General features: G+C 71.0%; 7 protein-coding genes. 4 read left to right on the forward strand and 3 right to left on the reverse strand.

Features of this window, described 5'->3' with window-relative positions; all coding sequences use genetic code 11:
- Positions 1–401: 401 nt before the first annotated feature.
- The gene (locus ACY34M_RS41550) at positions 402–716 is read right to left on the reverse strand and encodes a hypothetical protein (RefSeq protein WP_462723911.1); all 315 of its coding nucleotides are present in this window, start codon (positions 714–716) and stop codon (positions 402–404) included.
- A gap of 335 nt (positions 717–1,051) precedes the next feature.
- On the opposite strand from ACY34M_RS41550, the gene ACY34M_RS41555 reads away from it, so the two are divergent.
- From ACY34M_RS41555 to ACY34M_RS41570, 4 genes are all read left to right on the forward strand, one after another.
- Positions 1,052–11,509 (forward strand): amino acid adenylation domain-containing protein, encoded by a 10,458-nt coding sequence (locus tag ACY34M_RS41555; protein WP_462723910.1) that lies wholly within the window; start codon positions 1,052–1,054, stop codon positions 11,507–11,509.
- An 89-nt stretch (positions 11,510–11,598) separates the two neighbouring features.
- Positions 11,599–11,802 (forward strand): MbtH family protein, encoded by a 204-nt coding sequence (locus ACY34M_RS41560; protein ID WP_422476166.1) that lies wholly within the window; start codon positions 11,599–11,601, stop codon positions 11,800–11,802.
- Positions 11,799–12,968 (forward strand): ATP-binding cassette domain-containing protein, encoded by a 1,170-nt coding sequence (locus ACY34M_RS41565; RefSeq protein WP_462723909.1) that lies wholly within the window; start codon positions 11,799–11,801, stop codon positions 12,966–12,968. The genes ACY34M_RS41560 and ACY34M_RS41565 overlap by 4 nt, the downstream gene beginning before the upstream one ends.
- Entirely contained in the window at positions 12,956–13,786 is an 831-nt protein-coding gene (locus ACY34M_RS41570) for an ABC transporter permease (RefSeq protein WP_462723908.1), read from the forward strand. The genes ACY34M_RS41565 and ACY34M_RS41570 overlap by 13 nt, the downstream gene beginning before the upstream one ends.
- A gap of 93 nt (positions 13,787–13,879) precedes the next feature.
- On the opposite strand, the gene ACY34M_RS41575 is transcribed toward ACY34M_RS41570, so the two are convergent.
- On the reverse strand, positions 13,880–14,359 hold the full coding sequence (locus tag ACY34M_RS41575; RefSeq protein ID WP_422476160.1) for an SRPBCC family protein: 480 nt from the start codon (positions 14,357–14,359) through the stop codon (positions 13,880–13,882).
- Positions 14,360–15,161: 802 nt separating this feature from the next.
- Complete coding sequence (locus tag ACY34M_RS41580) at positions 15,162–15,452, reverse strand: chaplin (RefSeq protein WP_462723907.1); 291 nt, start codon at positions 15,450–15,452, stop codon at positions 15,162–15,164.
- Positions 15,453–16,396: the final 944 nt, after the last annotated feature.

Genomic DNA, 16,396 nt, shown 5'->3' on the forward strand with positions numbered 1-16,396 from the left:
ACGCCTCCCCCGGGCCGGTCCACGCGCCCGGCCTGAACCAGAGCCTGCGACACGATGCTGCGGCCCTGTGCGGCAGTGAGGGTTCCTCACTGCCGCACAGGGCCGCGGCGTCTCAGGCGGCCACCGTGGAAGAACAGCAGGGCACACACGTAGAACGGCTCCTGTCACCACCGGAGGCGCACGTTGTTGCCCACGTCCCGCGCTGCGCACCAGCCGGAGAATGGGCCGCCAGTAAGACGGTTGAGTGACGAGACACGACAAGTCCTCTGCTTACCGCATGACGACGCCGGTGAGGCCGACCCGCGTGCGGAACCGACCTCACCGTCTCCGCGGTCCACGGTGCAACGTCAACAACTGCCCCACAGGGGGACGCCGGGTCGAAGTCGGCCCGCGCCGCCTGTTCAGGGCCTCAGTTCACAGGTGGAGAGCAGGCAGAGATTGCCGCCCTGCACCAGGCCGATGCCGCCTTCGGTGTCCTCGCCGGAGCCGGTCGAACATGTCGAGAGCAGACACAGGTTGAAGCCCTGTGTCCCCCGATAACCGCCTGCCGTTGTCGCCGCATGCTGAGCGGGCGCTTCCTGCCTGGACCAAGCGCTCTCTGCCTTTCCTGACGCGCCGGAGGCCGATGCGACGGTGGCGCCGGTGAGGCACAAGGCCACCGCGCTGCCTGCGACGGCTATGCCGCGTAGCGACTTGGCCCATCCTGGACGGTGCATCTGAAGGTGCTCCTCTGTGCTCGGGTTTGGCGGCGTGTGAACCGCTCACCATGCCTGACCCCATTGATCCGTAGCCCTCCCCCCGCACGGATGGGTCCGCCGATCCCACAGACCAACAGAGGCTCGGAATACCGCTGCCGCAGGTATGAAAGGGACACACTACGCACCGGTAACAAAGGGTGCCCTGTGTCACACACCAATCCGTAGCCCCATGGGTCGCGGATTAACCACGAAAGACGGTGCAGTGAAGGCTTCGCATCTGCACCGATCGAGGTGAGATCAGGAGGGGTGGTCGACGGTGTCGACACGCATCGCTTTGGTACTGGAGCGGGCACATGACTGAGAAGAACACCGTCGGGCTGCCGCTCACCGCAGCGCAGGAGTCCTTGTGGTTCGCGCATCAGCTGCGCCCGCTGGGGGCCCACTTCACGATTGCCGAATACGTCGACATCGAGGGGGAGTTGGACCTCGCCACGCTGCGCCGATCCGTCGCCCTCGCGACGCAGGAGATCGAAGCGCTGCGCGCGACCGTGGTCGACGACCCGAGCGGTACGACGGGGCTTCAGTGGGCCCGTCCTGACCTCACCATTGGCGTCTCCTTCGTCGACCTGTCCGCGAATGCGGACGGCGAGACGGACGCACACCGGGCCATGCGAGAGAACCTGTCCGTACCCATCGATGTCGCGCGGGGGCCGGTGACCGCCTTCACGCTGTACCGGCTCTCGGCGTCACGCCACCTGCTGTACATGCGCACGCACCACCTCGTGCTGGACGGGTACGGCGCGGCGGTGGCACTGGGGCGGATCGCCGAGACGTACGGCCTCCTCGCCGCCGGAGACGACGTCCCGTTCACACCGCTGCCGCTCGAACCGCTGGTGTCAGAGGCGCGGCAGTACACCCAGTCGCCCCAGTACGCCGAGGACGCGGCCTACTGGCGTGACCGGTTGGACGGCTCCCCCTCCGCCGAGCGGCTCACGGAGCGCACGGTGTCCCCGGCCTCGGAGGTGCTGCGGCACTCGGTCTCGCTGGACCGGGCACGGTGGCAGCGGCTGCGGGACGGAGCACGGCGGGGGCGGGTGGCCTGGCCCGCGCTGTTCGTGGCCGGCACGGCCGCTTATACGCACCGGATACGCGCCGCGCAGGACCTGTTGCTCGGCATGCCGGTGACCGGCCGCCGGAGCCGGACCGCTCGGCAGACCCCAGGCATGATGTCGCAGGTCCTTCCGCTGCGGCTGCGCCTGGACGCCACGGACTCCGCCCGGGACCTGCTGCGGCAGGTGACGACGGCGATGCGGGGCGCGCTGCGGCACCAGCGGTTCCCGGCGGAGGAAATGCGCCGGGAGCGCGGCCTGGTACGCGGCGAACCTCTGGTGGGACCGTCGGTGAACGTGCTGGCCTTCGACGAGAACCTGCATTTCGGATCGGCGAGCGGCACTCTGCACAATCTCTCGCTCGGCCCCGTCGAGGACCTCACCCTGGCCGTGCACCCGGCCCCGGGCAGCGCCGGCGCCCGCGTCGACCTCCTGGCCGATGCGGCGCTCTACGACGAGGCTTCCGCCGCTGGGCACCTGGAACGCATCCTGCGGCTGACCGAGGAACTCGTCACGGACCTGGACCGGCCACTCAGCGCGCTGGAGCTCACCGATGCGCGGGAGCGGGAGCGGATGCTGTCCCTGGGACGGGGCCCGGCGAACTCCCGGCCGCGCGGGGGCGGTTCCTCCACGCTTGCCGAGGACGGCGATCCGACTCTGCCCGAGGTGCTGTCGCGGCTGGCGCGGGAGATACCCGACGCGCCGGCTGTCGACGACGGCACACGGAGCCTGACGTTCGCCGAGCTGGACCGGGCGGTCGACTCGGCAGCCACGGCGCTGCAGGCCAACGGCGCCGGCGCGGGCACGACGGTCGCCGTCGCACTGCCCCGCTCGGTCGACACCGTCGTCGCCCCGCTCGCCGTGTTGCGCAGCGGTGCGGTCTACCTGCCGGTGGACGTCGCGTATCCGGCCGAGCGCATCACCCATCTGCTGGCCGACGCCGCCCCGGTGATCCTGCTCTGCGAGCCCGACGGCCCGGTCGCCGACATGGCCCCTGCCGGCACGGCCGTACGAAGCCTGCCGCAGTTCCGCAACACCGTCTCCGGCCCGCCGCTCGCCGCGCCGCGTGCCGACGACGCCGCGTACCTCATCTACACGTCCGGATCCACGGGCCGCCCGAAGGGCGTGCTGGTCGAGCACCGGTCGATCAGCAATCTGCTCACCCATCACCGCCAGGAGTCGCACGCGAGCGCGGAACTCGCCGGGGGACGGCGCATGCGTGTCGCGCTCACCGCCGCCACCTCGTTCGACGCCTCCTGGGACCCAATGCTTTGGATGCTGGCCGGCCATCAGCTGCACATCGTGGACGACACCACGCGTCGCGACCCGGAGGCACTGGTCGACTTCCTGCACACCGAGCGCATCGACGTCATCGAGACCACCCCCAGCTTCCTGCAACAGCTACTGGCCGCGGGCCTCACTGCCGCCGCAGACGACGCGGCCGACGCGGCGGCGCACCGGCCCAAGGTGATCGCTCTGGGCGGCGAGCCCGTCAACGACGAGCTGTGGCAACGGCTCTCCGCGGACAAGAACCTGCTCGCATACAACTTCTACGGACCGACGGAGACGACGGTCGACGCCGTCACCACCCGGGTCGGCGGCGCGGAGCCGGTCATCGGCCGCCCGGTCCGCGGCGCCCGCGCCTATGTGCTGGACGCGGCCCTGCATCTGCTGCCGTGCGGTGTGACCGGCGAGCTGTACCTGGCGGGCGAAGGGGTGGCTCGCGGCTACACCGGGCAATCCGGGCTGACCGCCGACCGGTTCCTGGCGGACCCCTTCGGAGATCCGGGGGCGCGCATGTACCGCACCGGCGATCTGGTGCGGTGGCACGAGAACGGCTCACTGGAATTCGTCGGCCGCAGCGACGACCAGATCAAGGTGCGAGGGCACCGGGTGGAGATCGGCGAGATCGAGTCGGCGCTCACCGCGCTGCCGGGGATCGCCCAGGCGGCGGTCACGGTGCGCGGTGACGGGCCGGGGGGAGAGATCCTGGCCGCCTATCTCGTACCGACTCCGGACGCGGCGGGCACCGAGATGCGCTCCGACCAGCGCCCGGCCCGCGACGCCCTGGCAGCGTCACTGCCCGCACACATGGTGCCCGCGGCATACGCGGCCACCGACCGGCTGCCGCTGACGCCGAACGGGAAGCTGGACGCGGCCGCTCTGCCCCCGGCCACGGCTGTTTCCGCGGGCCCCACGGCGCAACCGCGTACTGCCACGGAGGAAGCGGTCTGCGCGGTGATGGCGGACCTGCTCGGGCTGCCCGAAGTCGGGCGGGAGGACGACTTCTTCGCGCTCGGCGGCCACTCCCTGCTGGCCACCCGGCTGCTGGCCGGCCTGGCCGAACGGACCGGTGTCCGGCTGCCGGTGCGCGCGCTCTTCGGAGCGCCGACCGTCGCCGGCCTGGCCGCACTCGTCGACGCGGAACGGCGCTCCCACCGTGCGGAAGCCGGCGACGGCCCGGCTGTCGGGGAGCGCCCCGCGCGGCTGCCGCTCTCGGCGGGCCAGCACCGCCTGTGGCTGCTGGAACAGATGGGCGAGGGCGGTCAGCGCTACCACATACCCGTCGCCGTCCGGCTCGACGGCGACCTCGACGTTCCTGCTCTGCAGGCGGCCTTCTCCGACCTCCTGGCGCGGCACGAGAGTCTGCGGACGGTCTACCGGGAGGACACAGCAGGACCGCACCAGGTCGTGCTGCCGGCCGATGACTGCGGCGTCGAGCTGCACACCACCCCCGTGCAGCCGAACGGCCGCCCCGGGTCCTTTCCGGCGCCCGAATTCGACCTCGCTCAACGGCCTCCTTTGCACGCCCTGTTGGCCCCGACCGCCGCCCGCAACGACGACGGCACGGGCTCGTACCTGCTTCTGTTGACGCTCCATCACATCGTCACCGACGGATGGTCGATGGGGCCGCTGGTCCGCGATCTGTGCACGGCGTACCGGGCCCGTGTCGAGGGGTACGGACCGCAGTGGACACCACTGCCCGCACAGTACGCGGACTGGGCGTTGCGACAGCACACCTTGCTCGGCGATCGGGACGATGCCGATTCACTCAGCGCGCGACAGCTGACGGACTGGCGGACGGTACTGGACGGGGCGACGCCTGAGCTTCCCCTGCCGTACGACCGGCCCCGTCCGGAACATGCCACGTTCCGCGGCGGCCGCGTGCCGCTGCGACTGGACGCGGACGAGCACCGCGCCCTGGTCGCGCTCGCGCGGGAGGCGGGGGTCAGCCCGTTCATGGTCCTGCACGCTGTGCTCGCCACGCTGCTGCAACGCCTGGGCGGCGGGGACGACATCGTCGTCGGCACCCCGGTGGCGGGACGTGACGAGGAGGAGTTCCACGATGTCGTGGGGTTCTTCGTCAACACCCTGGTGCTGCGCGTGGACACCGGCGGCGATCCGGGTTTCCGGGAGCTGCTGGGCCGGGTGCGGGAGACGGATCTGAGCGCCTACAGTCGGCAGGATCTGCCGTTCGAGCAACTGGTGGAGGCACTGGCCCCGCCGCGCTCACTCGCTCGACACCCGCTCTTCCAGGTGATGCTCGCCCTGAACAACACCCACACACCCCGCCTCGACCTCCCCGGTGTCCGGGCCGAGGTCCTGGGCTCCGGAGGCGAAACGGCGAAGTTCGACCTGACCTGGGACTTCACCGAGCTGCACGGCGTGGACGGGCAGCCGACGGGAGTGACCGGCGAAGTGGAGTACAGCGCCGAACTGTTCGACGAGAGCACCGTGCGCCGCTTCGCCGACCACTTCGTCCGGCTGCTGCGATCGGCACTCGCCTCGCCCCGCACGCGGCTGAGCGCTCTGGAGATGCTCACGAAGGAACAGGTGCATGCGGCCCTCGACGCGGGAGCGCGTGACGACTGCGCGGACCGGGGTCAGGAACTGGTGCACAGCGTCTGTGACGTCCTGGAGACGCAGGCGGCGGTCACCCCGGGCCGCACCGCGGTGAACGACGGTCACCTGTCCGTCTCTTTCGGGGAGTTGGCGACCGATCTGTACGACGTGGCCCGGCGGCTGGTGGGTGCCGGCGTCAGCCCCGGCGACCGGGTCGCGGTAGCCGTGCCCCGGTCCACGCGGCAGATCGCCGCCGTCTTCGGTGTGCTGCGCGCCGGCGCGGTGTACGTGCCGCTCGACCCGTCGCATCCGACGGAACGCAACGCGCAGATCCTGGAGTCCGCGCGGCCGGTGGTGCTGCTGACCGAACGGTCCTGCGCCGCGGCCCTGCCCGCCTCCCGCACACCCGCGATCTACCTGGAGGACGCGCCCGGCGCGGGCCTTGCTGAAACGCTGCCACCGGACGGTCCCGGGGGAGCAGACCCGGCCTACGTGCTGTACACCTCGGGCTCCACCGGTCGGCCCAAGGGCGTCGTCGTGGAGCACCGTGCACTTGCCAACCTGCTGCGGCATCACGGCCGCCAGCTGATCGAGCCCGCCGAACAGGCCAACAACGGGCGCCCGTTGCGCGTGGCCCTGACGGCCGCGGCGACCTTCGACGCCTCCTGGGACCCGCTGCTGTGGATGACCGCCGGGCACGAACTGCACCTGGTGGACGACCGGAGCCGTCGTGATCCGGAGGCGCTGGTGCACCTGCTGCACGAGCGGCGGATCGACGTGATCGAGACGACGCCGTCCTTCCTCGAACAGCTGCGGGGGTGCGGCCTGTTCGCGCCCGGCAGGCCCTGGCCACGCGTCGTGGCCCTGGGCGGCGAACCGGTGCACGACAAGCTCTGGCGAGAACTGGCCGAGCTGTCCGGCGTGACCGTGTGGAACCTCTACGGGCCGACCGAGACGACCGTGGACAGTGTTGCCGCCCGGGTGACTCCCGGTTCGGGGCCGGCCATCGGCCACGCGGTCACGGGCATGCGGGCCCGGGTCCTTGACTCGCGGCTGGGCCCCACGCCGCCGGGTGTCATGGGCGAGCTGTATCTGGCCGGGGCCGGGGTGGCCCGCGGTTACGACGGAGCGACGGGGGCGACCGCCGACCGGTTCCTCGCCGACCCCTACGGTGCCCCGGGAAGCCGCATGTACCGGACCGGCGACCTCGTGCGCAGGCGGCCGGACCACTCCCTGTCGTTCGTGGGTCGCACGGACTCCCAGGTCAAGGTGCGCGGATTCCGCGTCGAGACCGGCGAGGTGGAGGCCGCACTCACCGCTCACCCGGCTGTGCGGCAGGCCGTGGTGACCGTCCGCGACGCCGCCGGCGGCGGCAGGCTGGTCGCCTGGGCCGTACCGGAGACCGGTACCGAGCCCACGGCCGCCGGGCTGCGATCGTTCCTCGGAGACCGGCTCCCGGCGTACATGACTCCCTCGCACCTCGCGCTGGTGCCGGACATCCCGCTCACCGTGCACGGCAAGACGGACTTTGCCGCCCTCCCCGACCCGGGGGCGGCCGTGCAGGAACGGGGTGAGCGGCCACGCACTCCGCAGGAGGAGATCCTGTGCGCGCTGTTCGCCGAGTGCCTCGGCACCGACTCCGTCGGTCGCGACGCGGACTTCTTCGCGCTCGGCGGCCACTCGCTGCTGGCCACCCGGATCGTCAACCGCGTACGGAGTGCGTTCGGTGTCGAGATCCCCGTCCGCGCCCTGTTCGAGGACCCCACCCCGGCCGGACTGGCCCGCCGCCTCGCCGGTGCCGCGCACGGCCGTCCCTCACTCCAGTCCCGAACCGACCGGCCGGCGGACCTGCCGCTGTCCTTCGCGCAGCACCGTCTCTGGTTCCTCAACCGGATGCGCTCCGACGACGCCTCCTACAACCTGCCGATGGCGGTCTCGCTGCGGGGACGGCTGGACGTGTCCGCGCTGCGCGACGCGCTCGGCGACGTGGTGGCCCGGCACGAGAGCCTGCGCACGGTCTTCCGCGACACGGCCGGCCGGCCCGGCACCCCGGCCCAGCGCATCCTGTCCCCCGGCGAGGCCCGCCCGACGCTCACCGTCACGCCCAGCACCCAGGACGGGGCCGCGGAGTTGCTGCGCACAGCGGCCCGAGAGGGGTTCGACCTCGCCCGTGACCTGCCGTTGCGCGCCGAGCTGCTGCAAACCGGCGTCGAGAAGCACGTCCTGCTGCTCACGGTGCATCACATCGCGGCCGACGGATGGTCCATGGGCCCGCTGGCGCAGGACCTGGCGGCCGCGTACGCAGCACGGGCCGCAGGCCGCACCCCCGACTGGACGCCGCTGCCGGTGCAGTACGCCGACTACGCTCTCTGGCAGCGCGACCTGCTGGGCCGTCCCGACGATCCCGACAGCGTGCACGCACGCCAACTGGCCTACTGGCGGGACGCGTTGGCCGGGGCTCCGACCGAGCTGGCGCTGCCCGCCGACCGGCCGCGCCCGGACGTCGGCTCCGGACGCGGGGGCAGCGTCGCCCTGCCGCTCACCGACGGCGACGGCCGCCGACTGGCGGAGCTGGCCCGGCGCGAGGGAGCCAGCACCTTCATGGCGCTGCACGCGGTGCTCACCGCTCTGCTGGACCGGTATGGCGCGGGCGAGGACATCGTCGTCGGCAGCCCGGTCGCCGGCCGCACCGACGAGGCACTCGCCGGACTGGTGGGCTTCTTCGTCAACACGCTGACCCTGCGGGTCCGCACCGACGGCGACCCGGACTTCCGCGCCCTGCTCGACCGCGCCCGCGAGACCGACCTCGCCGCCTACGCCCACCAGGACCTGCCGTTCGAGTCACTGGTGGAGCACCTGGCGCCTCCGCGGTCACTCTCCCGGCATCCGTTGTTCCAGGTGATGCTCTCCCTCAACAACGCCGGTCGCCCCGCGCTCGACCTGCCCGGCCTGCACGCCGCAGTGCAAGGCGTGGACACGGCCGCCGCCAAGTTCGACCTGTCGTTCAACTTCTCCGAACAGAGCGGGGGCCAAGAGCTCACGGGCGAGCTGGAGTTCGCCCGCGACCTCTTCGACACCGCGACCGCACAGCACCTGGCCGACTCCTTCGTCACGCTGCTCCGGCTCGCCGTTGCGGATCCGGACGCCCCGTTGTCCCGGCACGATCCGCTCGGCCGGGAACAGCGCGCCGAGCTGCTCGCCCTCGGGAGCGGGCCGCAGACCGCCCCGCGGCACCCGACGGTGATCGCGGGTTTCGAGGCCACCGCGGCGGCGGCACGCAGCAGCGACATCGCGGTGCGCTGCGGGGCGCAGGCCCTCTCCTTCGCCGAACTGTCGCAGGACAGCGCCCGCTTGGCCCATCTGCTGCGGGCACACGGAGTGGGCCCGGACCGCACCGTCGGGGTACTGCTGCCACGCTCCACCGGATCGCTGACCGCGCTGCTCGGTGTGCTGACCGCGGGCGGTGTCTACGCGCCGCTCGACGACGCCCTGCCACCGGCGCGGGTGGCCGCCGTACTGAGTGATGCCCGGCCTGCCGTGGTGCTGGCCGCCACGGCGACCGCCGACCGCATACCCGACGGCCCCTGGCAGGTCATTGTGCTGGACTCCGCCGACACCCTCGCGGCACTGGCCGGGCTCGACGGCGAACCGCCACGGGACCTTGCTGCCGGGCCCCGGGACGTGGCCTACGTACTGCACACCTCCGGCTCCACCGGGCGCCCCAAGGGCGTCGTCGTGGAACACCGGTCGCTGGCCCAGTTGTGGGAGCACCACCGGCAGACGCTGTTCGCACAAACAGCAACCGGCGGACGCAGGATGCGGGTGGCACTGACCGCCTCCCTGTCCTTCGACGCCTCCTGGGACCCCGTTCTGTGGATGCTCGACGGGCACGAACTCCTGGTCGTCGACAACGACACCCGCCGCGACCCGGCGGCCCTCGTCCGGGCCGTGCGCGAGGACCGTATCGACGTACTGGAGACCACCCCGAGCCACGCGGCGGCCCTGCTGGACGCCGGGCTGTGCCAGCCGGGGGCGCCCGGGCACCGGCCCACCGTCCTGGCGCTCGGTGGTGAGGCGGTGCCGCCGGGCCTGTGGCAGCGGCTGCGCGCCGTGCCCGGCCTCACCGTGTGGAACCTGTACGGCCCAACCGAGGCCACCGTGGACACCCTGTGTGCACCGCTGCACCACACCGATCGGCCCGTACTCGGCGACCCGGTGTCCGGGACCCGCTGCTACGTCCTCGACCGGCATCTGCGGCCCACCGCGCCGAACGCGACCGGCGAGCTGTACCTCGCGGGCACGAGCCTGGCCCGCGGCTATCTCGGCCGGCCCGCGGAGACCTCCGCCCGCTTCGTGCCGGACCCGTTCGGTCCGCCGGGCAATCGGATGTACCGCACCGGCGATCTCGTACGGCGGTCGACGGACGGCCGACTGGAGTTCCGCGGCCGGGCCGACGGTCAGCTGAAGGTGCGCGGTTTCCGCGTGGAACCCGGTGAGATCGTCGCCGTACTGGAGCGGCAGCCCGGCATCGGGCGGGCCGCCGTGGAGCTGCGCTCCGTGGGCGCTCAAGACGCCCACGGTACGGAGCAGTTGGTCGCCTATGTGGTGCCCGACAGCGGTAAGACCGCGACGGGCGGACCCGCCGAGCCGGACCGTGACGCCCTGCGCACGGCCGTCGCGGCCGAACTGCCCGGCTACATGGTTCCCGCCGCGTTCGTCGGCCTCGACGCACTGCCGCTCACCGCGAGCGGCAAGCTCGACGCCGCCGCACTACCGGGTCCCCGCGACGAGCACCTGGCCCGCGGGACGGGCAGGGGCCCGGCCGGCCCGCGCGAGGACCTGCTGTGCGCGCTGTTCGCGGAGGTCCTGGGCACCGAACAGTGCTGGGCCGACGACGATTTCTTCGCGCTCGGCGGCCATTCACTGCTGGCGGCGCGTCTGCTGGCACATGTACGCGACGCCACCGGGACGGACCTGGGGATCAGGGCGCTGTTCGAGACGCCGACCCCGGCCGGTCTCGCGGCCGCGCTGGCGGCACGCGAGGCGGAGTCGGGCGACGCCCAACCCGGTGCGGATCTCGCCTCGCTGCTGCCGCTACGCGTCGGCGGCAGTCTGCCGCCGCTGTTCTGCGTACACCCGGCGGGCGGCCTGGCGTGGTCATACGCGGGGCTGCTCCAGCACGTCGCCGACCGGCCGGTGTACGGGCTCCAGACACCCAATCTGGACGGCACCCGGTCGTTCCCGCAGAGCATCGAGGAAATGGCGGCCCACTACATCGCGCAGCTGCGCACGGTACAGCCGCACGGCCCCTATCGGCTGCTCGGCTGGTCCTTCGGCGGCAACGTCGTCCAAGAGGTCGCCGTCCAACTCCAGCACGCGGGCGAGGAGGTGGCGCTTCTGACTGTGCTGGACTCCTTCCCCGTGCCACCCGCCGACGGCCTGGAGGACGCCGGACGCGACGTCGTCTTCCGCGCCCTGCTGACCGCCCTCGGCCTCGACCTGTCCGCCTGGGACGCCGACGCCCCACTGGACGCCGCCGCCGTACGCGACGCTCTACGGGAGACAGGCAGCCCGCTCGGCGCGCTGGAACCGGAGACCATCGAGACCATGGTCGGCAACTTCGCCGCCCAGGCCCGGCTGATGCGCGACTACGTCCCGAGCATCTTCCACGGCGACGTGCTCTTCTTCCGAGCCACGGAAGAAGCCCCCGCGAACGGCCTCGTCCCCGCCCTGTGGGACCCGTACATCGACGGCACCGTCCAGGTGCACGACGTGCCGTGCGGCCACGCCCAGATGCTCCGTCCCGATTCCCGGGCCCTCATCGGCCCCGTCCTCGACATGGCCCTCCGGGCCACCTGAGCCCGCTTCGACCGGACAGCCCCTGCTCGGTCAAATGCGCCCGAAAACAGTTCAGTTCACCGAACACGACCCGAGAGAGTGACCGCATCATGACCAACCCCTTCGACGACCCCGCCGTCCAGCACCGTGTCCTGGTGAACGACGAGGGCCAGCACTCCCTGTGGCCCGAGTTCGCCGACGTGCCCGCGGGCTGGCAGCCCGTCCACGGGCCCACTACCCGCGAGGCATGCATCGCCTACGTCGACACCCACTGGACGGACCTCACTCCGCGCAGCGCGCTGGCCTCCCGATGAGCACATCAGGAGCGAATCTGCTCGGCACCCTCAGGTCGCCCCTCCCTCAACAGGAGCACGTCGGGCGGCCCGTGGCGCCCGCGGGTGAGCAGGACGCGATCGTGGCTGAGGGCCTCACCAGGAGCTTCGGCAACCGCCAGGCACTCGCCGGCATCGACCTGCGGGTCCCGGCGGGCACCGTGCTCGGCCTGCTCGGCCCCAACGGCGCGGGCAAGACCACCATCGTGCGCATCCTCACCACACTGCTGCGTCCGGACGGCGGCCGCGCCACGGTCGCCGGACACGACGTCCGCAACGCGCCGGAGGCTGTGCGCGAACGCATCGGCCTGTCAGGGCAGTACGCCGCCGTCGACGAACGGCTGACCGCACGCGAAAACCTCTACCTCGTCGCGCGGCTGTACGGCATGAACCGCAAAGCAGCCCGGCAGCGTGCCGGTGACCTGCTCGACCGGTTCGCGCTCACCGAGTCCGCCGACCGGCCGAGCGGCAGCTTCTCCGGCGGCATGCGCCGCCGCCTCGACCTGGCCGGTGCCCTCACCACGCGGCCCGCCGTCGTCTTCCTCGACGAGCCCACGACGGGCCTCGACCCACGCGGCCGGGCCGACACCTGGCGGGCCGTGCAGGACCTGGTGGCCGACGGCACCACTGTCCTGCTCACCACCCAGTACTTGGAAGAGGCCGACCAGCTCGCCGACTCCATAGCCGTCATCGACCACGGCCACGTCATCGCCCGCGGCACAGCGACCGAACTGAAGGAGAAGGTCGGCGGAGAACGCATCACGCTCCGCCCGGCCGTGCCGGAGACCATGGCGGCGATCGCTGGAGTGCTGGCAGGACTGGGCCCGTACCAGCCGGAGGTGGACCGGCGTGCCGGACACGTCTCGGTCGCCACCGACCACGGCGCCCCAGCTCTGCGGCGCGCCCTTGCCGCGCTGGAGGAGGCGCAGCTCACCGTGCACGACGTTTCCCTCGCACCGCCCACCCTCGACGACGTGTTCCTGGCACTGACCGGCAGAGCCCGGCATCCCGACACCCCCAGCGCGCAGCAGGACACGGAAGGACCAGAACTGCCCACGGGCCACGGCCGGAAGCCCGGCGACGAGAGTCCCGCCGCAGCCCGACGGCGCAGCGGACGCAGGAAGGGAGCCCACGCATGGCGACAGTGAGCCTGACCGCCCAGAAGCCGGCCGGCCCGTTTCGCACCGTGCGCGATGGGCTGCTGATCGCCGAGCGCAACCTCCTCAACCTGCGCCGTACCCCGGGAGCGGTCATCGCCGCGCTCGTCCAGCCCCTGATGTTCGTGCTGCTGCTCGCCTACGTCTTCGGAGGCAGCCTCGGCGGTGCCGAGTACCGCACGTTCCTGATGGGCGGCATCTTCGCGCAGGCCGTCACCTTCAACGCGTCCTTCACAGCCATCGGTCTCGCCGCGGACATGGACAAAGGCATGGTCGACCGCTTCCGCGCACTGCCCATGCCGCGCGGTTCCGTGATCCTCGGCCGCACTCTGTCCGATCTCACCATGAGCGTCGTCACGCTCGTGGTGACCTCACTGTGCGGGCTCCTGGTCGGCTGGCGCGTCGAGGGCTCGGTACTGGACGCCATGGCGGCGTACGGGCTGATTCTGCTCTTCGCCTTCGCCATGTCCTGGGTCGGAGCCACGATCGGACTCATGGCTCGCAGCGTCGAGGTCGCCCAGAGCGCCGGGCTGATCTGGCTCTTTCCCGTCACCTTCGTCTCTGGTGCCTTCGTCTCCGTCACCACGATGCCCGGCCCGCTCCGCACGATCGCCGAGTGGAACCCGGTCTCCGCGACCGCCACCGCCGCCCGGTCGCTCTTCGGCAACGAGGCCCCGGCAGCGGTAGTCCCACCGCACTCCTGGCCGGTGCAACACGCCAGTGGTTACGCGCTGCTGTGTTCGTGCGTAATCGTCGCCGTCTTCATGCCCCTGGCCGTCAGTCGATACCGGCGCATCGCCCGAGGCTGATCCCGGCCGTGGGACGGAGGGCACTCTGGTGTGGCCCGTGGTGAACGCATTCCGGGCCGCACCACAAGTCCTGAAGAGAACCGACAGCCGCCGTCAGAGGGCGAACGACCCATTTTCGACCGTACGAGCAAGGATTCCGAGTGTGGCGCGCAGCCCCGCCTCCGGAATGACCGGGAAGACGCCCGCCTCGCGGTACTTGTCGTCGATCTGGCTCCAGTCGTAGTAGGAAGTGACGAGGGTGCCCGTCTCGTTGGGTTCGAGTCGGTACCCGTAGAGATGACGGATGGGAGGCTGGATGGTGCCCGAGATGGTCCACTCCAGGACGACGTCGCGTTCATAGCGCGTGATGATCACTGTTACGTCATAGCGGCCCATGGGCAGATCCCCCAGAGCCTCCCGGTCCATGTGGACAACGAACTCGTCTCCCGCCTTCTCCACGGGAGCACCCTCCGCAGACTGCAGCATTCCAGAACTGTCGATGCTCACGTGGCCCTGCGGCGAACGCAGTACGTCGAAGATCGCGGAGGCGGGCGCGGCAATGTGACGCGTGACTTCAAACCGGTCTGTTGTCATGCATGCCACCCTGACACGCCTGTACCGATCTTCCGCTGCGAATATTCGCTCATCGCGCACTATGAAGCGGGCAGACCCCTCGACAGGGGCCCACCCGCTCGTTGCATCAGGATGGGTCAGAGGCCGATTCCCAGGCCCAGGCCGAGTCCGAGCCCGATACCTCCACCGTAGTAGTAGCCGTGGTCCCAGTAGCCACCGTGATGGTGCCACCCGGGTCCGTCGTCGGCGGGGAGGGTCTGGGCCGCCTGGGTCGTGGATTGCGCCGGGGTCGCAGCCTGTGCAGCGCCAGCCAGGGGAAGAGCAGCGGCGCAAGTGAGAGCGGCGATGGCCGCCCCTCGGGCGAGTGTGATGCGCATGAGGAACTCCTTTGTCCTACGGCAACAACACTTTCAACGATAAGACGGTCCGAGCCTCGACGCGCGTTGGATCATGACTCGTCGCTGCCGCCGCCATCGATCGCGAGCACCCCAACTGTCAGGCCCGACTTCTGGTCCGCTGCCGCGCAGGCTGCAACATCAGCACCCGCTCAGCCGTGACCTGACGGTGCATCAAGCAAATGGGGGCAGAGCTCTGACACCTCATCAGAACGCGCCTCGCTCATGGTCTGTGAAGGGGAGCCACTCACGCTGGACGACTTACTGACGGGTGACTGGGCCTTGTTCAGAAACCGCGGATCCACCGAAGCACAGACGAGCGCCTTTCCCGCAGGCAACGGTAGTCCCGCGACCGGGTGCCGCCTCCCCCAAAAGGCAGCACCCGGCCTCACCAGATCTCGCCCCGGCACGTGCGCCAGGACGCGGAACTACTTCGACATGTCCCAGTCGCCCATGTCGCCGTGGTGGCCCCAGCCACCGGAGGCGTTGGCGCAGGTGTTGCCGAACGCCGGGTTGAGCGCGCCGATCACGCTGACGGTGTTCCCGCAGACGTTCACCGGAACATGCACCGGCACCTGGACGAGGTTGCCCGACAGCACACCGGGCGAGCCCACCGCGGCACCCTGCGCCCCGCTGTCGGCCGAGGCGGCGCCCGCACCGGCGAGGACCGCACCGCCCACAGCCACCAGAACCGCCGCGCTCCTGAACACTCGAGACATGAAATTCTCCCTGCTGCTCGAACAGCGTCACCCGCATCGGGCGACACAAGGAACTGCTCGCTCCTCACGAGCAATCCGCTACGTCCCGCGGCGCGGATTGGCCGATTCGTCCGGTTTCACTCGTTCGGGTCGGCTGCACCGGCTCACGGCAAGCTGTCCGTCGCTCCGCCGCCGCTCGGGCGGACCTGGGGCACGTTCCGGATGGTGGCCAACACGGCGACACGCAGCCGAGGCGGCGGCGTCATCTCGGACGCACCTCCGCCGCCACCGGCCTTCTCGTGCTCCGGCGGCCCGCATCCGGTGGGCCCGACGCCCGCCTCGCCCGTCGGCCGCAACGGCTTCGCGGTGTACCTCCGTAAGGGCCACCATCCTGCCGAGCGGAACGGATCTCGTTGCTTCACCGCACTCCCCCAACATCTGGACGACGCACTCTCCTTGACGGCGAGGGCTGTTCGCGGAACCTGCCGCTGTCGGCAGTAATCCGGTGGCCTCTCGTGCATGGCTTGGTCGCGCCCACCGGTTCTCGCGTCATGACTCGGATGCCCCCCTGCGTGGCCCCGCCCCGAGAAGCCCCGGCTGTTCCTCATCCGAAGGTGAGGACATACGCCTTGATGGCGGGGGTGAGACGGACTCCGGAACACACAGTGGTTGATCGGGCCCGAGCCACTTCCCTCCAGCAGAACCCCGTGCCGCACGCGGATCACTCTTTTGGGGAGGTGACCAATCCGCGGCACGGGCCGCACCGGATTCCCGGTGATGAGGGCGAATGGCCCTCACGGTTCTGATCGTTGAAGGATTGCCATGCAGACTCGCGTCCGTCGTGTCGCCGTTGCCGTTGCCGCCGCCGCCATGCTGCCCGTGGCCCTGACCGCCTGCTCCAACAGCGACTCCAAGGACAAGGCCTCCGACAGTTCCTCGTCGGCCTCCTCGAAGAAGTCGGACAT

Source organism: Streptomyces sp. EDA2-14, from assembly GCF_054963755.1.

Bases quoted from the DNA above. Each gene is read 5' to 3' on its own strand.
- ACY34M_RS41570 (WP_462723908.1), top strand. From the start codon at position 12,956: ATGGCGACAGTGAGCCTGACCGCCCAGAAGCCGGCCGGCCCGTTTCGC.
- ACY34M_RS41580 (WP_462723907.1), bottom strand. From the start codon at position 15,452: ATGTCTCGAGTGTTCAGGAGCGCGGCGGTTCTGGTGGCTGTGGGCGGT.
- ACY34M_RS41560 (WP_422476166.1), top strand. From the start codon at position 11,599: ATGACCAACCCCTTCGACGACCCCGCCGTCCAGCACCGTGTCCTGGTG.
- ACY34M_RS41565 (WP_462723909.1), top strand. From the start codon at position 11,799: ATGAGCACATCAGGAGCGAATCTGCTCGGCACCCTCAGGTCGCCCCTC.
- ACY34M_RS41575 (WP_422476160.1), bottom strand. From the start codon at position 14,359: ATGACAACAGACCGGTTTGAAGTCACGCGTCACATTGCCGCGCCCGCC.
- ACY34M_RS41555 (WP_462723910.1), top strand. From the start codon at position 1,052: ATGACTGAGAAGAACACCGTCGGGCTGCCGCTCACCGCAGCGCAGGAG.
- ACY34M_RS41550 (WP_462723911.1), bottom strand. From the start codon at position 716: ATGCACCGTCCAGGATGGGCCAAGTCGCTACGCGGCATAGCCGTCGCA.